The 26,133-nt window shown below is 44.2% G+C and carries 19 protein-coding genes, 2 tRNA genes and 2 pseudogenes; 12 read left to right on the plus strand and 11 right to left on the minus strand.

Translation table 11 applies throughout. The annotated features are described in order from the left end of the window. Positions 1-32: 32 nt before the first annotated feature. Positions 33-314 carry a YeaC family protein gene (locus ATB74_RS20335; protein ID WP_010437067.1) on the plus strand — a complete coding sequence of 94 codons (282 nt, stop codon included), beginning with the start codon at positions 33-35 and terminating at the stop codon, positions 312-314. A gap of 104 nt (positions 315-418) precedes the next feature. Here the strand turns inward: ATB74_RS20335 and ansA are convergent, their stop codons facing one another. Then, on the minus strand, positions 419-1,435 hold the full coding sequence (gene ansA, locus ATB74_RS20340; protein WP_060982262.1) for an asparaginase: 1,017 nt from the start codon (positions 1,433-1,435) through the stop codon (positions 419-421). A gap of 118 nt (positions 1,436-1,553) precedes the next feature. After that, the gene (gene sppA, locus ATB74_RS20345) at positions 1,554-3,404 is read right to left on the minus strand and encodes a signal peptide peptidase SppA (RefSeq protein WP_061019556.1); all 1,851 of its coding nucleotides are present in this window, start codon (positions 3,402-3,404) and stop codon (positions 1,554-1,556) included. 279 nt (positions 3,405-3,683) lie between these two features. Here sppA and ATB74_RS20350 point away from each other — a divergent pair, with 279 nt between their 5' ends. From ATB74_RS20350 to ATB74_RS20360, 3 genes are all read left to right on the plus strand, one after another. Then, positions 3,684-5,693, plus strand: a complete 2,010-nt coding sequence (locus tag ATB74_RS20350; protein ID WP_048660802.1) for an NADPH-dependent 2,4-dienoyl-CoA reductase — start codon at positions 3,684-3,686, stop codon at positions 5,691-5,693. Between the two features lie 207 nt (positions 5,694-5,900). Continuing rightward, entirely contained in the window at positions 5,901-6,449 is a 549-nt protein-coding gene (locus ATB74_RS20355; RefSeq protein ID WP_017070328.1) for an NAD(P)H nitroreductase, read from the plus strand. A 927-nt stretch (positions 6,450-7,376) separates the two neighbouring features. Continuing rightward, positions 7,377-9,389 (plus strand): DNA topoisomerase III, encoded by a 2,013-nt coding sequence (locus tag ATB74_RS20360; protein WP_061019557.1) that lies wholly within the window; start codon positions 7,377-7,379, stop codon positions 9,387-9,389. An 18-nt stretch (positions 9,390-9,407) separates the two neighbouring features. On the opposite strand, the gene ATB74_RS20365 is transcribed toward ATB74_RS20360, so the two are convergent. Together ATB74_RS20365 and ATB74_RS20370 are read right to left on the minus strand one after the other, a co-directional pair. Further along, positions 9,408-10,409: a DUF3080 domain-containing protein gene (locus tag ATB74_RS20365; protein WP_061019558.1), complete on the minus strand. Its 1,002-nt coding sequence runs from the start codon at positions 10,407-10,409 to the stop codon at positions 9,408-9,410. A gap of 7 nt (positions 10,410-10,416) precedes the next feature. Then, a complete protein-coding gene (locus tag ATB74_RS20370) occupies positions 10,417-11,103 on the minus strand; it encodes an SDR family oxidoreductase (protein ID WP_061019559.1) in 687 nt (228 codons plus the stop codon). Positions 11,104-11,304: 201 nt separating this feature from the next. On the opposite strand from ATB74_RS20370, the gene ATB74_RS20375 reads away from it, so the two are divergent. Beyond that, on the plus strand, positions 11,305-12,225 hold the full coding sequence (locus ATB74_RS20375; protein WP_061019560.1) for a histone deacetylase family protein: 921 nt from the start codon (positions 11,305-11,307) through the stop codon (positions 12,223-12,225). A gap of 65 nt (positions 12,226-12,290) precedes the next feature. Here the strand turns inward: ATB74_RS20375 and ATB74_RS20380 are convergent. The 4 genes from ATB74_RS20380 to ATB74_RS20395 form a co-directional block, all read right to left on the minus strand. Beyond that, positions 12,291-12,381, minus strand: a tRNA-Ser gene (locus tag ATB74_RS20380). 373 nt (positions 12,382-12,754) lie between these two features. Then, positions 12,755-12,845 (minus strand) — tRNA-Ser (locus tag ATB74_RS20385). A gap of 138 nt (positions 12,846-12,983) precedes the next feature. After that, on the minus strand, positions 12,984-14,792 hold the full coding sequence (locus tag ATB74_RS20390) for a DUF3413 domain-containing protein (protein ID WP_061019561.1): 1,809 nt from the start codon (positions 14,790-14,792) through the stop codon (positions 12,984-12,986). 28 nt (positions 14,793-14,820) lie between these two features. Beyond that, positions 14,821-15,048 (minus strand): YejL family protein, encoded by a 228-nt coding sequence (locus ATB74_RS20395; RefSeq protein WP_017068253.1) that lies wholly within the window; start codon positions 15,046-15,048, stop codon positions 14,821-14,823. 84 nt (positions 15,049-15,132) lie between these two features. Between ATB74_RS20395 and yejK the strand changes: the two genes are divergently transcribed. The 4 genes and pseudogenes from yejK (at position 15,133) to ATB74_RS20410 (ending at position 18,904) form a co-directional block, all read left to right on the plus strand. Then, positions 15,133-16,137 (plus strand): nucleoid-associated protein YejK, encoded by a 1,005-nt coding sequence (gene yejK, locus ATB74_RS20400; protein ID WP_017061190.1) that lies wholly within the window; start codon positions 15,133-15,135, stop codon positions 16,135-16,137. Positions 16,138-16,242: 105 nt separating this feature from the next. Then, positions 16,243-17,020 (plus strand): annotated as a pseudogene (locus ATB74_RS24565) (Hpt domain-containing protein); the annotation flags it as partial. A 254-nt stretch (positions 17,021-17,274) separates the two neighbouring features. Next, positions 17,275-17,649 (plus strand): annotated as a pseudogene (locus ATB74_RS24570) (Hpt domain-containing protein); the annotation flags it as partial. A gap of 76 nt (positions 17,650-17,725) precedes the next feature. Next, positions 17,726-18,904: a hypothetical protein gene (locus ATB74_RS20410; protein WP_061019563.1), complete on the plus strand. Its 1,179-nt coding sequence runs from the start codon at positions 17,726-17,728 to the stop codon at positions 18,902-18,904. Positions 18,905-19,001: 97 nt separating this feature from the next. Here ATB74_RS20410 and nhaC read toward each other — a convergent pair whose 3' ends face one another. Then, the gene (gene nhaC / locus ATB74_RS20415; RefSeq protein WP_017063453.1) at positions 19,002-20,438 is read right to left on the minus strand and encodes a Na+/H+ antiporter NhaC; all 1,437 of its coding nucleotides are present in this window, start codon (positions 20,436-20,438) and stop codon (positions 19,002-19,004) included. 500 nt (positions 20,439-20,938) lie between these two features. Between nhaC and asd the strand changes: the two genes are divergently transcribed. Together asd and ATB74_RS20425 are read left to right on the plus strand one after the other, a co-directional pair. Then, positions 20,939-22,057, plus strand: coding sequence for an aspartate-semialdehyde dehydrogenase (asd, locus tag ATB74_RS20420; protein WP_017629874.1), 1,119 nt, complete (start codon positions 20,939-20,941; stop codon positions 22,055-22,057). A 120-nt stretch (positions 22,058-22,177) separates the two neighbouring features. Further along, positions 22,178-22,699: a prepilin-type N-terminal cleavage/methylation domain-containing protein gene (locus tag ATB74_RS20425; protein WP_061019564.1), complete on the plus strand. Its 522-nt coding sequence runs from the start codon at positions 22,178-22,180 to the stop codon at positions 22,697-22,699. 49 nt (positions 22,700-22,748) lie between these two features. Here ATB74_RS20425 and ATB74_RS20430 read toward each other — a convergent pair whose 3' ends face one another. Next, complete coding sequence (locus ATB74_RS20430) at positions 22,749-23,594, minus strand: ion transporter (protein WP_060982491.1); 846 nt, start codon at positions 23,592-23,594, stop codon at positions 22,749-22,751. 149 nt (positions 23,595-23,743) lie between these two features. Next, positions 23,744-24,382 carry a YchE family NAAT transporter gene (locus tag ATB74_RS20435; RefSeq protein ID WP_061019565.1) on the minus strand — a complete coding sequence of 213 codons (639 nt, stop codon included), beginning with the start codon at positions 24,380-24,382 and terminating at the stop codon, positions 23,744-23,746. A gap of 638 nt (positions 24,383-25,020) precedes the next feature. On the opposite strand from ATB74_RS20435, the gene ATB74_RS20440 reads away from it, so the two are divergent. After that, the coding region (locus tag ATB74_RS20440; RefSeq protein ID WP_155645161.1) for an aldehyde dehydrogenase family protein at positions 25,021-26,133 on the plus strand (1,113 nt) is incomplete at its 3' end.

Genomic DNA, 26,133 nt, shown 5'->3' on the forward strand with positions numbered 1-26,133 from the left:
CTGGTGAAAATTGTTAAAACTAAGGCTTTACCATGGATGCAGAACAACTTCTTAGCGCAATGACACCCGAGGTCTACGAACGTTTAACTTACGCAGTTGAAACGGGTAAATGGCCAGAAGGTACGGCGCTCTCAAAAGAGCAGCGCGACTCGTGTATGCAAGCGGTTATGTTATATCAATCTAAACATAACTCTGAAGCTCAACATATGACAATTGCAGCTGGTGGTGAGATTAGCTTTAAATCTAAGTCTGAACTAAAGAAACAGTTTAAATCAGATCAAGAAGATATTGTTAGGGTTAACCCGAATCATTAAGCTTAAATTACAACAAAGGGGTGGCAATGTGCCACCCCTTTTACTTTAAGCCGTTTATTTATAAGCAATAAAACGATTTAGTTCACGTTAATTGGCTAACAGGCTTATAAGCTCATCTCGCCACGCAACACTTGCTGCATTTGAGTTTTCACTTCTTCGTAGCTTAGATTTTGGCTTAATAGGTAGTGAAGTTTCGCTAGCGCGGCTTCTGGTGTCATATCGTAACCACTGACTACCCCTGCTTCTGCTAGTGCACACCCTGTCGCGTAGCCACCCATGTTCACCTTGCCGGCCAAACATTGAGTTAGGTTCACTACGATAACACCACGCTCTGATGCGTCTTTTAGGTGCTGAAGTAGTTCAGGGTTTTGTGGTGCGTTACCCACACCAAAAGTAAGTAGAATCATTGCGTTAACAGGCTGCAATAGTGTGTTGCGGATCACTTCGTGTGATATGCCAGGGTACATAGTGATTACGCCGATAGGTTGCGGAGTAATATTATGAACCTTGAAAGCACCTTCAGGCTGTTCGTTTACCTTTACGTTATTGCTGATTTGGATATTGATACCCGCTTCTAGCAATGGGTTCAGATTTGGAGAAGTAAACGCATTGAAGCCATCAGCGTGTGATTTTGTGCTGCGGTTACCACGCATCAACTTGTTGTTAAAGAACAGCGTCACTTCGTTTATTGGGTAGTTTGCAGCAATGTGTAGCGCATTCAGTAGGTTTGCTTGTCCGTCTGAACGAAGCTCTGCTAATGGGATCTGAGAGCCCGTTACAATCACAGGTTTGCCGAGGTTTTCAAGCATGAAAGACAGTGCAGAGGCGGTGTATGCCATAGTGTCTGTACCATGCAGGATAACGAAACCATCGTACTTATCGTAGTTCGCGCGGATGTCATCAGCGATAGTCTGCCAATCAAGTGGCGTCATATCTGAAGAGTCCATTAATGGAGAGTATTCGTGAATGGTGTACTCAGGCATCTCTGGGCGATGGAATTCAGGCATGCCAGCTAGCTGCTTATCCATGAAACCTGCGACTGGAACATAGCCGTGGTCAATAGACTTCTGCATGCCAATTGTGCCGCCGGTGTACGCGATATAGATGTGTTTTCTTTCCATGGCGAATAATACTTAGTGTGATATAGGGAACAGGGGGGCGATTATAGCGAATTATCATGCAATAAAAAGAGGCACCTAACACAGAGGCGCCTCTTGATAATAAAGCGTTGAACTTATCTTATTGAACTTGGCAATTTAAGCAGAAAGCGTAGCGGCCTTGTGGGTCGTTAAAGTTGCCTAACAGCTGGCTATCTTGAGCTAACTGTTGAGTAACAGGCTGTAAACTGCTTGGTATCATCGATTGAATATCAAGGCCTATCGACATCTGAACTTGGTTCATAAATTCTTGAATAAATTGTTCAGTGGCCGAAAGAGGTTCCTCTACCCAGTAGATGTTGTAGGTTTCAAGTTCTGCAAGCGAAGCCGCAGCTGCAACTGCATCATCAAAATCACCAATCTCATCGACTAAGCCTTTCTGGATTGCATCTTGACCTGTCCATACTCGGCCTTGAGCGATCTTGTCTACAGCATCGACTTCCATGTCGCGATTTTCTCCAACTAGGCTGATGAATCGGCGGTAACCGTTTTCAATGCCCATTTGAAAAGCGTCTTTCGCGCCATCGCTAAGTCCTGTCGTAATACCGATACCAGAGAAAGGTGACGTACCAACGCCGTCAGTGTAAACACCAATATCGTTTAATCCTTTTTCGAAGGTTGTGATAACACTGAAGATACCAATCGAACCGGTGAGCGTAGTTGGCTGCGCTAGGATCTTATCCGCACCCATCGAGATCCAGTAACCACCTGAAGCAGCAAGGCTCGACATCGACACAACAACCGGTTTACCTGCTTGCTTGATCGCTTCTATTTCATTGCGGATCACTTCTGAAGCAAATGCGCTACCACCTGGGCTATCTACACGAAGTACAACGGCTTTCACTTTATCGTCGTTACGCGCTTGGCGAAGTAGGGCTGCAGTAGTATCACCACCAACCGTACCACGCGGCTGTTTACCATCCATAATTGCGCCGCTAGCAACAATCACGGCGACATCGTGTGACTCACTGGTCATGTCTGGAAGCATGGTTGCACGGTATTCGTAGTAACCAAACGCGTTGTAGCTGTCTTGACCGTCACTGCCGAAAACATCAGCAAGCTCTAGTCGAACTTGTTGGCGTGTCGCTAACTCATCCACTAAACCAAGTTTTTCAGCCAGTTTTGCAATGTCACCGTCCACAGACTCAAGTTCTTTCAAGAACGTGTCCATGCTTGGGTTCAGTGTTTTAGCATCGATCTGACGGTTGTTGCTGACATCATCAACGTACGCACCCCACAGTTGGCTTAACCAACGAGAAGCAGACTCTTTCGCTGCATCTGACATGTCGTCACGAATGAAAGGCTCGATAGCTGATTTATAGGTACCAACACGAAATACGTGCGTATTGACGTCTAGCTTCTCTAATAAGGTTTTGTAGTAAAGCGAATAGGCGCTGTAACCTTTGAGAAGCACACCACCGTCAGGGGACATGTACACCTTAGTGGCGTAACTTGCCAGGTAGTATTGGCTCTGGTTGTAGAAGTCACCTACCGCATAAATAGGCTTACCCGACGCTTTAAATTCATTTAAGGCTTTAGCAATGTAACGCAGTTTAGTTAGATTGGTCTCTGGCAGCTCTTTAAGTGCTAAAACAATACCCGTTACATTATCGTCGTCTTTGGCGTAGCGAATTGTTTCAACGATATCAAACAGGATGTTTTCTTTTGGAAGGTCTTTGCCCAGCAGCGAACCCGTGACCGAATCCATCGGGTTAATATAGCGGCTTTGCTCTACGATAGGGCCAGACAGGTTAAGTACTAACGCTGATTCTTGTGGAACAGTCGGCTGGGCCGTATCTGAATGGAAGTACACAAAGTAGATGATGGCGATACTGAGTAAAAAGAAAAGGTTTACCAGCGCAAGACGCACAAACGTGATGAGCTTCCAAATCCCTTTAAAGATCATGCCTATAAATTTGAATATTTTTTTCATTCTGTCTCCGCAGTGAGATCACGTCGCTTTAACAAGCCGTAGTACCATTAATCTCAATAATATGAACTGCTTAGTATCCTACGATAATTCCCAAGCTCAAACTACACCAAGAATTGTTAATCGATATATATTCTCATTAAGTGTAGTCAAATTAAGGGGTTCTGAACGATTAATACCTTCAGCATTATGATCGGTGTTACAAAAATGTAAACGGTTGTTTGAACTTTTGGTGATTGAACTATACTGTGGTCAGACCACAAGGATAAAATAATAGAAGTGATGTCTGCCATGTACCCACATTTACTTGAACCACTCGATCTTGGATTTACTCAGTTACGTAACCGTGTATTGATGGGATCAATGCACACAGGTTTAGAAGAAAATAAAGAAGGCCTACACAAACTTGCCGCGTTTTATGAAGAGCGAGCAAAAGGAGGCGTTGGTCTTATTGTTACCGGTGGTTTCTCTCCTAATTTACGTGGCAGATTAACCCCATTTAGTGCTGAATTCAGTAAAGTAAAGCACGCCAAAGCGCACCAAGTTGTTACCGAAGCCGTCCACAAGCACGGCGGTAAAATTGCGCTTCAACTATTGCATGCCGGTCGTTATGCGATGCACCCATTCGCGCAAAGTGCTTCTGGCATTAAAGCGCCAATCGCTAAGTTCGCACCCAGTGAGATGAGCCCTCGTCAGATAAAAAAGACCATCGGTGCCTTTGCCAATAGTGCAGAGCTCGCTCAGGTTGCTGGTTATGACGGCATTGAGATCATGGGCTCGGAAGGTTACTTGATTAACCAATTCATTTGTAAGCGTACCAACATGCGTTACGACGAGTGGGGCGGTTCTTACGAGAAGCGTATGCGTTTCCCGCTAGAGATCGTCAAATCGATTCGCGAAGCGGTGGGTAAAGATTTCATTATTATTTTCCGACTGTCGATGCTGGATTTGGTTGAGCAAGGCAGCACCTTTGAAGATGTTGTTCTTTTGGCTCAGAAGCTAGAAGAAGCGGGTGTGACTATCATCAATACCGGTATTGGTTGGCATGAAGCTCGTGTTCCGACTATCGCGACGCAAGTACCACGAGGCGCATTCTCTTGGGTAACCGAGAAAGTGAAACCATACGTGTCGATCCCAGTGGTGACTTGTAACCGAATCAACACACCAGAAGAGGCCGAACGTATCCTCAGTTCAGGACAGGCCGACATGGTATCAATGGCGCGTCCATTCTTGGCAGATCCGGACTTTGTTAATAAAGCCGCTCAAGACCAAGCGCAGTTCATCAATACCTGTATCGGCTGTAACCAAGCTTGTCTTGATAACGTGTTTAAGGGTAAGCGAGCGAGCTGTTTGGTGAACCCACGAGCGTGTTACGAGACTGAAATTGTTGTTCAGCCAGCGCAAGCGACTAAGACCATTGCGGTTGTCGGCGCAGGCCCAGCCGGTTTAGCCTGTGCAACGACTTTAGCGCAGCGTGGACACAAGGTTGACTTGATTGAGAAAAATGACCGTATCGGCGGCCAGTTTAGATTAGCAATGCAGATACCGGGCAAAGAAGAGTTCAGAGAAACGATTCGTTATTTTGCTAACCAAATCGATGCATCCGGCGTGAATCTGAAACTGGATACCGAAGCAACGTTTGAGATGTTGTTGAAGTACGATGAAGTGGTGATGGCTGCTGGCGTAGAGCCAAGAAAGCTCGATATTGAGGGCATTGACCAAGAAAACGTGGTCGATTACCAAACCTTGATTCGCGAAAAGACACCAGTAGGCGAAAAGGTCGCGATTGTTGGTGCTGGTGGTATCGGTGTCGATGTGGCAACCATGCTGACAGAGCCGACTTCACACAGCTTAGACGATTGGCTGCATGAGTGGGGTATTGATAAGAACATGGAACACCCAGGTGGTTTGTATCCTTACCCGGATTCATTCAGCGACAAAACGGTTTGGGTGATGCAGCGTAAAGCGGGGCGCGTTGGTAAAGGTCCGGGCAAAACTACAGGCTGGATTCACAAACGCACGCTAGAGAAACGAGGTGTGAATCTACTGGGCGGTGTAAGCTACAACAAGATTGATGACCAAGGTCTGCATATCAGTATTGGCAAGAAAGAACAGGTCCTCGATGCCGATTCCGTTATCGTGTGTGCAGGTCAGGTGTCAGTTCGTCCATTTGAAGATATGTGGCAAGAGTTTGGTGGCAAACTGCACGTGATAGGCGGTGCCGATTATGCCGGTGAGCTGGATGCAGTACGTGCTATCCGTCAAGGTGTTGAACTGGCTATTAAGTTATAGAATCAGCCATCAAACTGTAATCTTACCGGTAGATATTGTTACTTAATTTGCTGAGCTAGATTTTTAACAAGGCTCCTAAGTCATAGATTTAGGAGCCTTTATTGTTTCTAATTTAGGCCAAATGGCTAGTCGTTGAGATTTATTATCGTTTGTATTCTGTGCTAAAGTTCAAGTATACAAATAATAAAGAAATAGTAAGGACTTCAAATGGATGCTTTGGATCTATTGCTCAACAGACGCTCAATCGCAAAACTCTCTGATCCAGCACCTGAAGGTGTGGCGTTAGAAAACATCATTAAAGCAGGGCTGCGCGCTCCAGACCACGGTGCACTAACACCTTGGCGCTTTGTTATCGCGCAAGGTTCTGGTCTACAAAAGCTTTCAGACATCTTGGTGCGTGCCGCTGAAGCGGATGAAAGCGAAGAAGCGGTTATCGAGAAAGTAAAAAAAGCGCCGTTCCGAGCTCCGATGGTGATCACCGTGATTGCTAAAGTAACCGAGCATGAAAAAGTACCAGCGATTGAACAACATCTTTCTGCAGGTTGCGCTGCTCAAGCGATGCAAATGGCTGCAGTCGCACAAGGTTTCCAAGGCTTTTGGCGCTCAGGTAAATGGATGTTCCACCCAGAAGTACACCAAGCATTTGGCCTAGAAGGCGACGACGAAATTGTTGGCTTCCTATACCTAGGTACTCCGGGCTGTACACCAATGAAAGTACCAGAGCGCGACTTCTCTAAGTTTGTTGAGTTCTTATAAAGAGCACTACGTTGAAAATGACTTAGATCTGTGGGGAATTGTGAACTTGTTGGTTATGAATTCTATTGAATTGAATATTCAGTGCAGCACATCATTTTTAGAAAGAACCTTGCTAGACAGGACTTCATGAAAGCAAGCAGTGATACAGCCCACTAGGGGCTGATTCGATCACTAGACTGTTAGCGTACTTGTTAAGTCCAACATGGTAAGTGGTATAAGCACAAGATAGTAGATTGTTCTTACCACGTTGAGTAAAACAGTTGTTAACTCAATCAACTTCATAAACACCGCCTTCGTTATACGATTGTCGAATGTTGTCTTTAGCGTGAACTTTGATATGATTATTAATGTAATACGTCATCGTACTCTCAGTTCAGAAGACTGCAATCTTCTTGCTAAAAACGTGTATGTGACTGATAAATCAGCCCGCCTTTGTGTGGGCTTTTTTATTGCTTAGACTCTTGCATCTTACCTCCCGTAATTCGATTTGTCCTTAGTACAACATGTTGTGTTCGTTTGGTTTTTTTGTCCTTTATTTTGTGTTACTTATCTGCTTTCTTGTGTCGTATTTAACGAGAACCACCAACTTTTAGTTTTGATTCAGATCAATAAAAAGAGAACGCTGAATAAGATCAATTCAATATTATTACGCTAGTTCTCGCTTTAGAAAAAATAAATAAAACCAATAATATAGTGTAAAAATCGTTGCTTTTTCTAGAGTCATTGCAGGCTGTGGCCGCATAGTTATTGGTAGATTCAAAACAAGGCAGTTGGTTACTAAAGTTTGTATAAGGCATGTTTTAATTAGTGAATATTTAGTAGTCAGTAGTTTTTTGAATGCTAACTGTATAAACAACCAGTTTTTCTTGATTTATTAGGGTCACATTAGATAATGTGGCCCTAATTGTTTGTAGCATCTGGAAAAACATGTCTCGCCTTATTATTGCTGAAAAACCAAGCCTCGGCCGCGCGATTGCCGCCGCACTACCTAATCCACAGAAGAAAGACCAAGGGTTTATCAAATGTGGTAATGGAGATGTGGTGACTTGGTGTATTGGACATTTATTGGAGCAGGTTGAGCCAGATGCTTATGATGATCGTTATAAGAAGTGGAATTTAGCCGATCTTCCTATTGTGCCAGAGCAATGGCAACTAAGACCGCGTAAGACGTCGAGCAAACAGCTCACGGTGATCCGAAAGCTATTGAAGGACGCAACCCAAATTGTCCATGCGGGAGACCCAGATAGAGAAGGACAGTTGCTGGTGGATGAAGTGATCGATTACTGCAAAGTGTCCAAGGCCAAAAAAGAGTCGATGGACAGGCTATTGATCAGCGACTTGAACTTACCTGCTGTGAAGCGTGCGCTTTCTCAAATGCGCAGTAACCGTGACTTTATTCCACTGTCTATTTCTGCATTGGCACGCTCTAGAGCCGATTGGCTGTATGGCATGAACATGACCCGAGCTTATACCTTGCTTGGTCAAAAGGCTGGTTACCAAGGCGTGTTGTCGGTAGGGCGAGTACAAACACCTGTACTTGGTTTGGTCGTAAGGCGTGATGAAGAGATCGAAAACTTCATTCCAAAAGATTACTTCACTTTGCATGCTTTGATCCCTTACCAAAACAACGGTCAGAGTTTTGATATTCGTGCTCGTTGGAAACCAAGTGAAGCGTGTAAGCCGTGGCAAGATGAAGAAGGGCGTGTGCTCAATCGCAAGTTGGTTGAGAACGTGGCTAACCGAATTGCGAATCAACCCGCGACGGTAACGGAATCAGAGCAAAAGCAAAGTAAACAAGCTGCGCCACTGCCTTACTCGCTGTCAGCACTGCAGATTGATGCGTCTAAGCGTTTCGGTATGAGTGCTCAGCAGGTTCTCGACACGTGTCAGTCGTTGTATGAGAAACACAAACTCATCACTTACCCTCGTTCTGATAGTCGTTATTTACCTAAAGATCACTACTCACAAAGAGAGTCGGTAGTAGATGCTATCGCTAACAATGCGAAAGAGCTGCAAAGTGGCGCTCAAGGCGCGGATCTTTCCCTTAAATCCAAAGCATGGAACGACAGTAAGGTCGATGCTCACCACGCGATTATTCCTACTCCGAAGAAGTCATCAGTGAATGGCTTATCTGCTAATGAGATGAAGATCTATCAGCAAATCGCTCGTCAGTATCTAATGCAGTTCTACCCACCTGCCGTTTTTGCTGATGCTAAGCTGGTCTTTGATATCGCTGGTGGCGTGTTCATTGCGAAAGGACGTCAGCTTATCAACCCTGGTTGGAAAGTGTTGATGGGTAAAACCGACACCGAAGAGAAAGGTGATGGCACGGATACGGTTCCACCGCTAGATAAAGGAACTGTGTTGACCTGTCGTGAAGGCGTGATTGGTGATAAGAAAACGGAACCACCAAAGCACTTCACGGAAGCGACATTGCTTCAAGCGATGACAGGTATCGCGCGTTTTGTTGCGAACAAAGACCTTAAAGCCATTTTGAAAGAGACCGATGGTCTTGGCACAGAAGCAACCCGTGCGGGTATTCTCGATACTCTATTCAAAAGGCAACTGCTAACGCGCCAAGGTAAGAGTATTCACAGTAGCCCTGCGGGCAGAGGCTTGATTCATGCCTTACCTGAGGATTCTACCTTCCCAGATATGACGGCCCATTGGGAACACCAGCTGCAAGGTATGGCAGAACGAAATCAAGCGTATCAGCCTTTCATGCAAGCGTTAGAAAGCAAGATTGATGGTTTGATGGGCAAGGTAAAAACCGGCGAAGTTCCTGAGTCTCTGCGCCATCTTCCTAAAGTCGAGAGACCTGCCTTCAAACGCCGTAAAGGCGGTGGTGCTAAGAAGTCTTATGCCAAGAACGGTTCGTATGCCAACAAAGGTGCGTATGCTAAGAAAGGTACTTCCGCTAAAAAGAGCACCAAAAGCTAAGACTTATTGAAGTTAGGATTAACGCCCGACTTTGCGGCCACAGCGCTTAAACAGCTGCTGCCAATAGTCGACATGGCGACGAGTGGATGCTCGAAAGGCTTGATGTGCATCTTGGATGGGAAAGTAATAACTGTGCAGTTCAGGTTGCGCGTCAAACATCCCTAGTTGCGGGGCTAACTGCTGATAATAGCCATCCAGCTGCGCCATGTAGGGCTGAACCTTACCTATGTATTGTTGCTCGAACACATTGTTGAGATAACGAAACTTGGTTGTGTCTCGCTGTTTACCACAGATGATGTTGTTATCAAAAGTTGTCAGCTGTTTGGTGATGGTATCCAGCTCAACTGAGGCTCGAGCGAGCGAGTAGTACAAATCCCCAAGGGTCGAACTTTTATCTAGTACTTCCTGAACCTCAGTGGTTTTGCCGGAAACGAGCGATGTGTTTAACGCTTGATTGATATGTTCTAAGGCATCACTGGTTTGCCTTACCTGATCGCCGATATCAGCGCGTAACCACTGACTACCGCGCATCTGAGACTGCATCGCATCGCTGGCATAGATTAGATTCCATTGGTGCAGCGGAAACTGTGCGAGTTTCTGCTGTTCGATTTCTTTCAGTAGCTCTACGATCTCTGGGTCTAGTTCGCTAGCGGATAAACATTTTCCAACACCTGCAAGTAGGGCGACTTGATAATCGTAATTACGAAACTCATCCGCAACCTTGCCCAGAACTGAATTTCTTTCTGCAATCAGATTGAACAATCCACATTGACGAAGCTGGTAACTGTCGATGAGACCGATAGAAAGCGAGGGCACGTCAAGCAGCAGTTCTCGTTTTCTCGGTAGGCTTTCAAACTCCCAGTCCTCTTTTATCTCATCAGCATCTTGTACTCTGGCAACCTTGGTTTGATAGTCGTCGAACAAATCGCCGGGGCCTTCCCCAAAACATCCGCCGAGCACCAATACAATTAAAAGCGTTGGTGAGCGTCGTACTAAGTTTGTAAGAAGGCGATGATTCATAGGGAGCTTACCAGTCTATTTCAGTGCCATCAAAATTGAAGAAGTGACCACTTACTTCAGTATTCGCGGACTCGATGACTTCAATAAGACCAGAAGCCGAAGTGTCTGTGTCGATGAGAGCGTTTGGCCCACCCATTTTAGTCTGTACCCAACCTGGATGCAGTGCTAACACCGTAAAGCCATTCTCGGTTAAGTCGTTGCTTAGGCTCTTCACCACGGAGTTTAGAGCGGCTTTAGAAGAGCGATAGATATAACCGCCGCCTGAGGTGTTCTCAGTCATACTGCCGACTCTAGAGGATAAACAAGCGACCTTTTTGATGTCGCTGTCTTCTAATAAAGGTAATAGCGTTTCGACAAGTTTCAGCGGAGCAATAGTGTTGACTTCAAAAACACGACGCCACTCTTCAACATCGGTATTACCCAGTCCGTAGCCTTTTGGGCCATAGTAGCCAGCGTTGTTAATCAAGATATCAATCGACTGAATCTGAGAGAGAAGCTGGCTCACCGCTTGGTAATCGGTTATTTCTAACTGAATGCAGATAAGGTTGCTGTTGTGCTCTGCGAGTGAGAGCAGTTCTTTTGCTGAATTGGCATCACGATAAGTCGCGTACACCTTGTGGTTACCTTTCAAGTATTGCTGAGTCAGGCTTAAGCCAATACCGCGGTTCGCTCCAGTAATAAAAATAACGCTCATGGTGATTCCTTGTCAGTTCAATTAGTTAAGTTTGATGGCTTAACACGAGAAAATCAACGCTCCACCAACTGGCCATTAGCATTCCTACAAAAATCATTACTGCTGCCGCTGAGCCGCAGATCACCTCAAAGATGAGTATTAAGGTTGTCGCTAAGTCTGAGACTGTTATGATTTTGAGAAAGATACGCAATTAACCTGATTATGATTCCTTTAATTTACCACCCAATCTATTCGCAGTTACCTTTACCAGAAGGTCATCGTTACCCAATCAACAAATATCAGTTGTTATATAGTGCTGTTGAGAAACGAATGGATAGCGAACCTCGATGGAAGAGCAAGTTTGAAGTGTTTCAACCAACGCCGGTTTCGGTTGAGCAAGTAAAACAGGTACACGATAGTGAATATGTCGATTTGCTTGTGTCTGGTCATTTGCCAGAGGCCAAAATGAGACGCATCGGGTTCCCGTGGAGCGAGCAACTGATCGAAAGGACACTTTACTCAAGTGGAGGAACTTGTTTAGCGGCTGAAATGGCAATAGAGAGTGGTTTAGCAATTCATTTGAGTGGTGGTTATCATCACGCACACCATGATTTTGGTAGTGGATTTTGTTTGTTGAACGATCTGGTTTTAGCGGCAAAACATGCGCTGACCTTTGAACATATCGATAAAGTGCTTATCGTCGACAGCGATGTTCATCATGGTGATGGCACCGCGACTCTTTGCCAAGAGGATGACGATATCATTACTTTGTCGTTCCACTGTGACAAAAACTTTCCCGCACGAAAACCGTTGTCTGATTTAGATGTGCCGTTAAGTCGTGAAACAGAAGATGAAGAATTTTTTCGTTGTTTTGAACAAGTCACTAAGTTAGCGATTGCTCACCATCAACCTGATCTCATTATTTATGATGCGGGGATCGATATCCACCAAGACGATGAACTGGGTTATTTGAATGTTTCGACACAAGGGATATTTGAACGCGATTGCTTCATGATTAACTTAGCAAAATCAGAGTCTATTCCGATGGCGTGTGTCGTTGGGGGAGGCTATCGAACTCAGCACCAAGATTTGGTACCGATTCACATGCAGCTTTTGAAAGCGGCCCTAGCCGTGAATAGTTGACCTGCTTAACGAGGTTTTCTCCAGATACAAAAAAGCCGCTGATTTCTCAGCGGCTTTCTTTAATGTGGTGGAGGGATAGGGATTTGAACCCTAGAACCGCTATTAACGGTTGCCGGTTTTCAAGACCGGTGCTTTCGACCACTCAGCCATCCCTCCGATGCCGCGTATAATATAAGGGGGGCTTTCGCTTGTAAATACCCTTATTAACTGACTGCTTTTTTTATGAACGCTTTTCGATGTTTTTGTGTTGAATGGCTATTTATTATGCTTTTTTTGATGGTTTTCTTATTGATGTTCGCTAAATCGGGCTAAAGCGAGCAGTGCGAACGTCTTGGGCTAGCGACATAACGGTGTAATGGTTGAAATGCTGGTGTGGATTTGTGACTGAGTGACAAAGAAAGTGGAAGTTTGATGGTGGTGCTATTGGGCCAGTTCTTTTGGATGATTAAGTTTGGTGATGAAGTACAAAGAGAAGTGATAAATCCCAAATGCAAAAAAGCCGCTGATTTCTCAGCGGCTTTCTTTAATGTGGTGGAGGGATAGGGATTTGAACCCTAGAACCGCTATTAACGGTTGCCGGTTTTCAAGACCGGTGCTTTCGACCACTCAGCCATCCCTCCAGTGGCGTGAATAATATAAGGGGCAGAGGATCTTGTAAACCCCTAATTTTCATAATTTTGTTCTGTTGCTTGTTTTCTAGTCATTAACGGCAATAAAAAAGGGAAGCCACTGGCTTCCCTTTTATTTTTGGTGATCATTTAATCATTTTTTGTGTAGAAACGCTGTAGCTCGGTGAGGCCTTGCATCAACACCGGTAAGCGAGGGCTTACGTTTTTCAGGCGCTTGTAATTCTGGTCGTACAGTTTGTAGTTACCAAATTTATCTAACACAGTAGTTTGCTTGTCAGTAATCAGAGCAAGTTCACGAGAGTCACCCGCGAGAATCCACTTTCTCTTACGCTCATTAAACAGGCTGCGACCACTACTGAAATCAGTCGGGCTTGAAGATACACCCAATAGCTCTTGCATCAGAGTTACAGATACGTCTAGATGACTAGAACGGTGAGTGTACTCAGAAGCAGACTTACCAGGCCAGCTGATAAACAGTGGTACTTGTAACTGATAACGACTGTAGTTGGAGTTTGCACCCCAGCTATTCGTTTTGGTTTCGTTAAACTCAGTACCGTGGTTAGAGGTAATGATTACAACCGTGTTGTCGGTTAGATCTAAGCGCTCTAGCTCCGCATAGATTGTTGCTAGCTGAGCATCGGCGGCTTGAGCTGATTTTTGATAGTCTGCAGCAAACCGTTCCGCTGTGGTTAACGCTGAGTTTGATTCAGAGCTTGAATCGTAGCTGGCGAAGTTATCCAGTGTGGTCAGTTCAATAAAGTTAAACCAAGGGCGCTTCGCTTGCGGTGACTGAATCCAGTCAGACCAAGCTTGTATTGCACTCTGGTCATCATAAGTTGCCTGTTCTGGCATCACATCACGGCCTCTGAAGATGATATCCGAGTAAAGAGAATCGCTAAAGTTGTCGCCACTGAACGCAGCAAACTTGTACTTGTGATTATCTAAAACATCGAGTAATACCGCGCTAGAGCCTTGGGCTTCGATGCTGCTCGCGTAGCTGCTCGGAAGACCATAGAACAAACCGAAAATACCAAACATGTCGTTACTAGAACTGTAGTGGTTGGTGAAGTTGATCGACTGTTGTGCGAATGCATAGCTGTTTGGCATCGCTGTGGCATTTAGTGCGTCAGAGCGAAGGTTGTTCACACTCACCATCAGGATATTCAGATCATCACTGCGACGGTTGTACTGAATTTCTTCTAGCGGGTAGCTAACAAGGTTTACATTGCCTTTGTTCGCTTCCAAACGCTCTAGATACTCTTCACGGTCTAATAGACCATGCTTTTCCATAAAGCTTTTCGCTGTCATTGGATAAGACAGTGGGAAGTTCGCTTTCTGGCTCGTAATTGGGTTATAGAAGTACGCATCAGCCCACATGTAAGTCAGGTGGCTACTGATGAAACACAAGAAAAAGACGGCGGTAATTGGGCGGCCGATGTGTTTATGAGACAGTTTACGCTGCTTACGCCAAACCCATTCAGATAGGCCAAGCTGCAATAAGAAAATAAGCGGCATAACAATGAAGAGGTGCTGCAAATCAGACGTAAATGCAGACTCCTCTCCACTGAATAAAACCTCCCACACGACAGGCGTCAGGTGGAGGTTTATATTTTGATACGTTTGAGTATCAATCAACAGGACAGTTAAACCTATGGTCGCAAAGCAAACGGCAACCAAACGCAATAACTTCCTCGACGGAAGAATAAATGTGAGCGGGAACAGCACTAATAGATAGAGCGCAAATACCAAAAAGCCGAAATGACCAACCCATGAAGCAGCCAAGTAGAATTGACCCAGCAGGGTTTCTGGCCAAGCAGATTGAGTGATATAACGAGTACCAATCAACATCGCAGCAATGATGTTGAAAAATGCAAACCAGTGACCCCAACCAACCAGTCGAGATACACGATCGCTATATGAGTTTGCGCTGTCTACCATTTATAATTCTTTTATCCGTCAATCAAATTTAGTGAGACTTTTTATCTTCAAGAGAAGAAATTAAAGCCTCGGCAAATTTTTCAGCAATTCCTTTGCGTTGTGAAGCAGCAACATTCTGATTTAAGACATTGGTTGCGATATTTCCAGCGATCATCAGTGAAAGTTCTGGTGAAGCTTTGTGCTTAGATAGTACAGCACCTACTTCAGCTAGGATTTTTTCAACTTGATCATCTGTGTATTTAGATATAATCGGCATAAGGACTCTAATAATGATAGTAAAAGCGGCTTATGATAACCTACTATGCACGACAACTGAAACCTGAACGGTAATATTTTCACTATGAGCCTTCACCTTTCCAACGTAATTTTACACCAGCTGAGCAAGAACGATCAGGATGAACTGATTGTTAACTATCGTGCTGAATCTCTAGAAAACGATGCTTCATCTGAAAGTCTGGTTGCTGAACTTCACCGTGTTTTTAACTCAAAAGCAGGCAAAGGGTTTGGTTCTTTCAAATCTGACAGCGAATTCCAACAGTGGTTGCATCAACTTCGTGCTGGTGAGACAAACTTTTACGATTTTTCTCAAAAGAGTGCGCAACGTCTAAAAGATGAGCTTTCAAAATACCCATTTGCTGATGAAGGCATCTTGGTAATGGCTGAATATCAGTCACTTGCAACAGATTACCTATTCATTGGTTTGCTACCTTCAAACCAAAGCCTAAAGGTAACTGAAGGGCTCGATATTAGTGCGACTGACTACCTTGATATCTCAAAAATGGATATCGCGGCTCGCCTAGACCTTTCTACTTATGAGACTGATAAAGAGTCAAACCGTTACTTAACTTACATTAAAGGACGCGTTGGCCGTAAAGTCGCGGATTTCTTCTTAGATTTCTTACAAGCTGAAGTGGGTCTGGATGCGAAACAACAAAACCAAGTACTGATGCAAGCGGTAGAAGATTTCGTTTCTGACTCTAAATTAGAAAAAGAAGAAGCGATCAGCTACAAAAAGCAGGTTGCGGATTACTGTAACGAGCAGCTTAAAGCGGGCGATGAAGTACAAGTTCGTGAACTTTCTGGAGAGTTACCAGCAAGCACAGATGGCACAAGTTTCTTTGACTATACTAGTGAGCAAGGTTACGAGTTAGAAGACAGCTTCCCAGCCGATCGTGCAACTATGCGTAAACTAACAAAATTTGTTGGTGCTGGTGGCGGTTTGAATGTTAGTTTTGATAGTCTGCTTCTAGGCGAACGTATCTTTTACGATCCGGAGACAGACACGCTAACGATTAAAGGCACACCACCGAACTTACGTGACCAATTGACTCGCAATAAGTCATAGTCCGAAGTTAACGGATAAAAGCGGCAGCAGGATGTTGTCGCTTATTTTGTGCTTAATCTTTTAGCTACTGTCATGGCTTCAAGTTAACACGCACAAGGAATATAGATGGAACAATCAGTAGCAAAGCCCAAACGCTTTAAAAAACCAGCCACCTTCTTGGTTGTGCTCTTGGCTCTGTGGCTACTTCCTTCATTGGCTCTTCTTAATTTAAGCCGTTCCTACACCAATTCTCTTGCTCAAATCGAAGAGCTCGGTATTCGAGTCAACGAGTTGAGGCAATCACTTTATTTCTCAGAACCACTTCGAGTCTCTCGTATCAATGATCTAGCACTCGATGCTCAGTTGGTTTATTCGATCCGACTGCAGATTGAATCTGATTTCCAACACGCCTTGTTTCGCCCTGATGTGAACCAACTGTTGTACGTAGCCGATCAGTTCCTAGAAAAGTTCGATGAGTTCATCCCGATCGAAAGCCAAGTTCAAGACATCGTTGATAACATTAAGATCTTGCGTGCGGATAAAGGCCTTTCCCCTAAGTTAAAACCACTCCTCAACGAATTCGGCGTAGTGGTCTTTGAAGCGATGTATTCTGACAGTCAAAGCTCGTCTGCCACTTATCGTGCCTTTGATTCTGTTCTAAAAAAATCTTATTCATTAAAAACCAAAGAGCAAGATGCACTCCAGCAGTTATTGGCTGATGCGTCAGCATTGTTGAGTGATTATGCTCAGCTTAACTATTTGGTCGATAAGATTAAGAAAAACTCAGTGAATGAGCAGATCATTAAACTTGAAGCTGAGTTTCATGAGCGTCAGTTTAACCTTTTACTTGTGATGTTAGGCTTGAGCTTAGTGGCGATGAGCGCTTTGGTTGTGTGGAGTGTTAGTGTGAGAAAAACGGCTCTGCAGCCCAAAGAAGAAAAGGGTATAGCCCCTGAACCGATCAAAGAAAAGGTTGTTAATCTTTTCGATAAGGAAGATGAATTGTTTTCTGAAAGTAGCGTTGATTCGACTCCCTCGGCAACTAACCAGTTTGAGAACGAGCCTGAGGTACCTGAAACCGTATTGAATCAGCAACCAGAATATCAACCTCAACAAAATATGAGCCCTGCAAGTCAACCTGATACGATAGACGAGCCAATGTCGGAGAAACACATTGCCAGTGTGACGGACTCTAAGCCTGCGATTGATATTGAAGACATGTTGGAGACGCTCGATGGTGATGCTGAGTCTGTCGAATTGTTGCTTGGCGTCTTTGTACAAGATCACGCAGGTGACTACGAAAAGTTTAAGTCTTTGCTGATCAAAGATGAAACCTCCGCAGCTCGCATTGTACATAGTTTAAAAGGCGTAGCTGGTAGCATTAAAGCGTCTCGATTAGCGATTATTGCCGCGAGTATTGAAATGACAATGAAGCAGTCCAGAGCCATCAGCGAACACGACCTAGAAGAACTAGAGCAGGCAATAAAAGCCTCTGTGGATTCTGCTTATGAATATTTAGATAGTCAGGGTTAACTTTTGCAGGGATTTTGACAATACTCTGACGGAGTACTCATACAATCCGCGCCCTTAGTCTTTGTCAGAGGTTTATATGTTGCGAGTTTCGATTCGAAGTTGGATGGTGTTGGTGCTTAGCATTGTGCTAAGTGGTTGTTCTCTCTTAGAAGTTAAGTTAGATAGTCAAACGACGCCTCTTACTCAACAAGAGCTGAATGCTCGGCTTATGACGCGTGAATACGCCAAGATGTTTTTTACAAAAGTCGAAGACTCAGCTGATTTAATCGCACAATCTTACCCTGCTGATGACACCTTACATCAATCTTATGTTTTGCTTTGGAAGATCCATGCAGAGCAGGGCTTACAACAAGCGGCTTACCAAACATCTCCTATGTCTGCACTCATTGATACTTGGGTATTTACTGCGCAAATGAATCAATTCTATGCTCAAGGTGAAGGGGCTGACCTGTTCGAGACAAATGATGCGGTAGATACTGCTCGTTTTTTGGACCAAGAAGCAGAGAAGCTAGCAAAGGGCGTTCTGAGCTCTAGTGACTTTAAGAAGAGCAAAGCATTCGTTGCCGAGTTTGTAGCGAGCAACTCATTTAACGATCTTACCTTCAGAACTACGCCTGCCTATCGAGAATGGCTAGCTTACCTTGGTAAAGATGAATCACAGATCGTTCAGAGCCTAGGTACCATGCCAGAAGCCATGAGCGATGCATCAGACCGCTTAAGCCTAATGGCGGACCAAACGCCAAAACTGATGTCTTGGAAAGCCGAATTGGTGGCGATGAACAGCTCACTGACGGGTGAAGATTTGTCGATGACTCTAGAAAGCCTTCGTCAAACATCAGCAAGCATGCAAGACTTCATTGAGAACAATCCGGAATACATGCAAACACTGGCTTCTATTATGTCGACAGAAATGCAGCCATTGCTCAATGATCTTAGTGACAAAACAGACCAAAAACTGGCGATGCTGAGTGATGAACGTGTGGCGTTAGAAAAAATGGTTACACGAGAGAGAGAAGCATTAGTAGAGATGATTGCGAAAGAGCGTATCGAGATTGCTGGTATCGTCACATCAGAAAGAGAGCTGTTCACTCAAGATTTAGACCGAGTATCTCAAGAAGTGGTTGTGCTTGCGATTGATAAGCTGATGGAGCTAATCAAAGGTGTAATTATCTACTTCATCCTGTTTATCTTAGTAGTGTTCTTTGCACCGTTAGGTATCGGTTACTGGTTGGGTAAACGAACCGCCAATAAATAAGTAAATCAGCAGATCAAAAAAAGAGCGCTCTAGGGCGCTCTTTTTGCATTTATCCATTAACGTTGTGAGTTACGTTCGAAAGCGTTAGCTCATGAACTTAAGCTTGTTGCTTGCTTAACTCGGTCGCTTCTTCAGCTTCAAACGCTGGTGCTGTTGGTTCACACTTATCAACGAACCAACCCATGTAAGACGTTACGATAGTCACGATGATACAGATGAAGCTTAACCACATGAAGGGTGCGTAAGACAGCGTTGCAACACCAAGAATACTCGCCATGTAGATGCCGTTATCACTCCACGGAACCATACCCGACGTTAACGTGCCACCAAACTCAGCATTACGCGATAGGTTCTTACGTTTGTAGCCTAAACGGTCGTAGTTTTTCGCACAGATTTTTGGCGTAAGGATTAACGATACGTACATTGCAGAACCGAAGACGTTACCCATGAAAGCCGTACCAATGGTGCTAGTCGCTAGTGAGCCTGCGCTGTTTACGCGGCGCTCAAACACTTTAGCGATTGTCTCTAGTACACCCACTTTATCCAGTAAGCCACCGAAACCTAGACCAAATACGATAACCGCAACCGACCCCAGCATTGAAGACATGCCGCCACGGTTAAGAATCGAATCAATAAACTCTACGCCAGATGAGATTGAGAACGGTGCCCAAGCAGTGTTGAATGCCGTTAGGAAGTCGATATCTTGGATCATGACTGCCCAGATAATACCCAGAAGAGAACCAAAGCTGATTACCGGGAATGAAGGCATACGGAAAGCCAACAAACCAAGCACGATAAGTACTGGAACGAATGAGTAAGGCGTGATGTAGAACTGAACTTCCATTGCTTTGATGACAGAGTCAACTTGGCTCATGTCAACGTTGCCCGCGTAGTGGAAACCAAACGCAGTAAACATGATGCCTGTAATCACGTAGCTGATTAACGCAACTGGCAACATGCCCTTGATGTGTTCAACCACTTCAACACCAGACATTGAAGAAGCCAGAATCACTGAATCAGAAAGCGGAGACATCTTGTCACCGAAGTAACAGCCTGACAGCACTGCACCTGCAGTAATCGGCGCTGGAACACCTAGACCTTGGCCGATACCCATCATCGCGATACCTGCTGTACCCGCAGCGCCCCAAGAAGTACCAGTTGCCAACGCGGTTAGAGAACAGATGATCATGGTCGCTAAAAGGAAAATAGAAGGGTGGATAGCTTTCAGACCATAGTAAATGATAGTAGGTACGATCCCGCCAGAGATCCAAGTACCAACAAGAGCGCCAACGGCTAAAAGTATTAAAACCGCGCCTAAGCCATTGGATATTCCTTTGAGTGCTGCTTTTTCTAAGTCTTTGTATTGGTGTCCAAGACGAATACCAAGAACCATGATAATGAACCAGCCAATATACAAGGCAAGTTGAATTGGAAGGTCAAGCTTTGCTGTAAAGGAAAAAGCAAGGGATAGAAATAGTCCTAACGCGATGAATACCTGCAATAGGTTCGGTAGGCGAGTTTTACTCTGCTTCATAAAAGCCTCTTGTGATTTCGAGCATTTATAGTGCTTCGTTATAGTGTGTGGTGCAAAACGGACACTACAGTAATTGGTTTATTATATCGAAAAAATACGTCCAAGTTGTGATATTTGACTGCTAACCCAATCAATTGTGGTTTCATAATCTAAAATTTTGTTAAATTCATGATTGTTACATGTTGAAACCTGTCGCACGTTGTTTTCGTTTTGTAAAATAAAATTCTGATTAATCTTGGTTTGGAAGAGGGATTTACTGTTTTTGATGAGCGTTGATACAAGCGGTTTTGGCGACGTAAATGTCTGAATTTGACGATAATGGGCGCTTAATCAATGAGGTGGAGATGGAATGTCGATACAGAGATAACTGCACGATTCATTACGTTCACTTAAAAGAAACGAAAAAGTTACACTTTTTGACAAAAAGCACTTGAGTTCTGTTTCTGAAAAACTTATAGATGGGGGAGAGCAATTTTTAATTTATACATGGAGAGTGAGCGATGAGAGTAGGTCTAGTTGGTTGGCGCGGTATGGTTGGTTCTGTACTGATGCAACGTATGGTTGAAGAGAAAGACTTCGACTTGATTGAGCCTGTTTATTACAGCACATCTCAGATTGGTATTCCTGCCCCTGTTTTAGGTGGTAAAGATGCGGGTCTACTTCAAGACGCTTTTGATATTGATAGCCTAAAACAGCTTGATGCTGTGATTACCTGTCAAGGCGGCGATTACACATCAAAAGTATACCCAGCACTGCGTCAAGCCGGCTGGAAAGGTTACTGGATTGATGCAGCTTCTACTCTGCGTATGGACGCTGATTCAATCATCACTCTTGATCCTGTTAACTTGGCTCAAATCCAGCAAGGCATTCACAGCGGCACCAACACTTTCGTTGGCGGTAACTGTACTGTGAGCTTAATGCTTATGGCTCTAGGTGGTCTATACGAGAAAGGCATGGTTGAGTGGATGAGTGCCATGACTTACCAGGCTGCTTCTGGTGCGGGTGCTAAGAACATGCGTGAGTTGATCTCACAAATGGGTGTGATTAACGACAGCGTAAGTTCTGAGTTAGCGAATCCTTCTAGTTCAATTCTTGATATCGATAAGAAAGTGGCTGATACGATTCGTTCATCTTCATTCCCAACAGACCAATTTGGTGCTCCGCTTGCGGGCTCACTGATTCCCTGGATCGATGTGAAGCGTGAAAACGGTCAGAGTAAAGAAGAGTGGAAAGCGGGTGTTGAAGCGAACAAAATCCTAGGCCTAGACGGTCAACCGATTCCTATCGATGGTACGTGTGTACGTATCGGTGCAATGCGCTGTCACGCTCAAGCACTAACGATCAAGCTTAAGCAAGACGTGCCAATGGACGAGATCGAAGAGATCATCGCGACACACAATGATTGGGTTAAAGTGATTCCTAATGACCGCGACATCACAGCACAGGAGCTAACACCAGCGAAAGTAACAGGCACTATGTCTGTACCAGTCGGTCGTCTGCGTAAGATGTCGATGGGTAACGACTTCCTAAACGCATTCACTGTTGGTGACCAACTACTTTGGGGTGCTGCAGAACCACTACGCCGTACTCTGCGTATTATCCTTGCTGAGAAAGCGTAACTGCCTCATTTTTGAGAATAATTAACGAAGAAGCGCCTTAGGGCGCTTTTTTTGTTTCTGATGACATAAGCCTGACTTTAAAACCTTACCTTTCGTGTGTCTTAAAGTTGGAGCTAGAAAATGAAAGCAAACCTTAAAGGTTTTACTCTTATCGAGTTGATTGTTGTTATCGTCATTATTGGTGTTTTAGCGGTTGTTGCAGCACCTAGGTTTTTAAACATACAACATGATGCTAGGGCTTCGGTTATGGAAGGGTTAGGGGCATCAGTCCATACCGCAGCGGATTTAGCATTCGAAAAAGCCGCTGTGGCAGGAATGGAAGACCAAGAACGTTACCTCGTACCAAACTACGGAAGCGTACAGTTTGGCTACCCTGCTGTTGAAAAAGGGGGAATGGAAAACTTTTTGGCGATTGATTCTGGGTACCATGATTTAACGAAAGAGTGGACTTGGGCTGCACATAATAATGGGTCCGTTGGCGACTCTGATTTGTGGCTGATTACCCGATCGGAATATTTGTCGGACGTTCTTCCTAATGACTTCAATACCGCTATCGAGAATACTCAATGCTATGTGAAATACACGGCTGCGATGGAAGCAAATGATGACTACCAAGTGGAAGTTTTCACCGATGGCTGTTAGTTAGATAGTTAAGAAAACAAAAAGAGCTCTTAGGAGCTCTTTTTTGGTTTTATTCTGTCTCGTCGGTAACGACACGCTTGTCTGGATCTGCCAATTCGCTTGCACAGTGTTTGCAATACATGGCGTCAGAATCATGACCCGCTCGGTTGCAGTTAGGACACTTAACCAACTCTTTGTGTGAGTTCATTTCATTACTGAGTTCTGCAGTAATAATCCCTGTCGGCACCGCCAAAATTGAGTAACCCAATAGCATGGTCAGTGATGCTATGGCTTTGCCAAGCGCGGTCTGCGGCACCATGTCACCATACCCCACTGTCGTGATAGTTACGATTGCCCAATAGATGCTGTGAGGAATACTAGTGAAGCCATTTTCTGGGCCTTCAATAACAAAGATCAGAGCACCAAAGATAACGACTAAGATCCCAACGGTGCTGAAGAAGATCAGTATCTTTCGTCTTGCCATTAACAGTGAGCGCAACAGAATATTGGAATCTTGCAGGTAGCGAACCAGTTTTAGGATTCGGAAGATACGCATCACACGAAGCAGCCTCACCACACCCATAAACGAAGCACCAGGGAAGATGATCGCTAAGTAGGTTGGAAGAATCGCTAATAGGTCAACGACACCGTAAAAGCTGGTGGCGTAGGATTTTGGTTTTGGAGAGCAATAAAGCCTTAACAAATACTCAAGAGTGAAGAGTGCAGTAAAGGTGTATTCGATATAACGCAGCTGTTGTGACCATTCGCTCATTACATTAGGGATGGACTCTAAAATCAGAACTAACAGCGAAGCCAAGATTGCAACGATCAGAGAGATATCAAATGCACGTCCGGCAGGCGTGTGAGTACCAAAGATAATGACGTACAAATGATGCTTGAGTGGCTTGCGTGACATAAGGAGAGATTCATCTTCTGTTAAATGCATTAACAGTCATTATACTAGCTTCATAATAACGAGGCGAGTGAAAGCCCAATTGCTTTACTCGCCTCATCTATATTTCAATATTGTTGCCCTTTATAGAGCAACCGAAATGCCGTTAAACGTTATGCCAAACCTGGGAACAAATTACGTAAGCCATTGGCGATGAACTCGATGCCCAATGCGCCAAGAATCAAACCCATGATACGAGTGATCACGTTGATACCCGTTTGACCTAGGAAACGAACGATAACTGGCGCTGAACGGAACAAAAGCCAAGAGCATGTTGCGAATGCGATGATGCTAATGCCGATTCCTAACGTATCAATAGCAGCAGGGTAGCGAGACCCGTAAACAATGGTCGAGCTGATTGCACCCGGACCAGCCATTAGCGGCATAGCAAGTGGAACAACACCGATTTGCTCTTTGCTGATGTATTCAGATTTTTCTTGTTTGTTCTGCTTATCTTCACCGAGCTTACCGCTCATCATCGAAAATGCGATGCTCAGTAATAGTAAACCACCTGCAACACGAAATGAGTCCAGCGAGATACTAAACATATCAAGCAGCATTTGCCCCGCAACAAGAGAGACAATGAGGATCACGGCAACAGCAATGTTTGCTTGTAAGGCTGTCCTGTTCCTCTCTTCTGGCGGCATATGAGCAGTAAGAGAAACAAAAACAGGCATGATGCCGATTGGGTTTACGGCAGCAACAAGCCCAAGGAAGAATTGCATAAAAATTGCGAGTTCTAAGCCTTGCATGAGAGCGATCTCCAGTTAGCGTACTTAAGGTTGAAGGTTTGATCTGTGAATAGTCTAGGCGCGTAATGTAAGGGACAAACTCAATTTACACGAATGAAAAAAACTAACTTGAAATGGGTGTTTTTTTGTAGAAAAACTAATTGAATCTCACTTTTGTATCTTCCTTGTTGCAAGCTCGCTGCTGTTGTTTCATTTTGTAATTTTTTATTGAGTAACTGTTAACTGTCGCACGAATTTAATAAAAATTATGTCAGAATCTAGCCCGTGCAACGGTATGGATATACTCTCAGTAGCACGAATATAGCTGTATACATGTAATTTAACGGACTAAAAATGAAACTTTTTTACAGTTTATGACGCAATGTAGAAAAAAGCTGTCTGTTTGCTTGTTTTTTGTGCTGATGTAAAATGTGATTTTAATCTATTTAAATCAGCCTCTTAGGTTCATTTTTGCGATTGCCTTACTACTTTTTGGTTAATTCTTTTTGGGTAACTGATCTGGGTCAATTTTTTTCATACAGTGAAATAATATACTCAGTCCTGAAAGCAATTTACTAAGAACGTTGTTGTTTGAGGTTAAAAGCAAGCAGCGAAATTAATAAAAAGTTTTTAATATTTATTATTTTAGGAGATCCACCATGCCTGTAACTAACTTAGCGGAACTTGATGCTCTAGTAGCTCGCGTTAAAGCAGCACAAGAAGAGTTTGCAACATTCTCTCAAGAGAAAGTAGACGCAATCTTCCGTGCAGCTTCTCTTGCTGCTAACCACGCTCGTATTCCACTAGCACAACAAGCAGTTGCTGAATCTGGAATGGGTATTGTTGAAGATAAGGTTATCAAAAACCACTTTGCATCTGAATTTATCTACAACAAATACAAAGACGAAAAAACATGTGGCATCTTAGAAGAAGATGACAACCTAGGCACAATGACTATCGCTGAGCCTGTAGGTATCATTTGTGGTATCGTTCCAACAACGAACCCAACTTCTACAGCAATCTTCAAATCTCTAATCTCTCTTAAAACACGTAACGGCATCATCTTCTCGCCACACCCACGTGCAAAGAACTCAACTAACGACGCAGCGAAACTAGTTCTAGACGCAGCTGTTGCAGCAGGTGCTCCAAAAGACATCATCGGTTGGATCGACCAACCATCTGTAGAGCTTTCTAACGCGCTTATGAAGCACGACGGTATCGCACTTATCCTTGCTACTGGTGGTCCAGGCATGGTTAAAGCAGCATACTCTTCTGGTAAGCCTGCTATCGGTGTTGGTGCTGGTAACGTTCCAGTAGTTATCGATGAAACAGCTGACATCAAACGTGCTGTAGCTTCTATCCTTATGTCTAAAACATTCGATAACGGCGTTGTATGTGCTTCTGAGCAAGCTGCAATCGTTGTTGGCGAAGTATATGACGAAGTTAAAGAGCGTTTCGCTTCTCACAAAGCTCACGTTTTATCTAAAGCTGACGCTGATAAAGTACGTAAAGTACTGCTTATCGACGGCAACCTAAACGCTAAAATCGTAGGTCAGCCTGCTCCAGCAATCGCTGAAATGGCTGGTGTTAAAGTGCCTGCTGATACAAAAGTACTTGTAGGTGAAGGTCTTGGTAAAGTTTCTTACGATGACGAATTCGCTCACGAGAAACTATCTCCAACTCTAGGTCTATTCCGTGCAGACGACTTCGAAGATGCTGTTGCTCAAGCGGTAACTATGGTTGAAATCGGTGGTATCGGTCACACATCTGGT

This window comes from Vibrio splendidus (assembly GCF_001557875.1).
GTDB lineage: Bacteria > Pseudomonadota > Gammaproteobacteria > Enterobacterales > Vibrionaceae > Vibrio > Vibrio splendidus_F.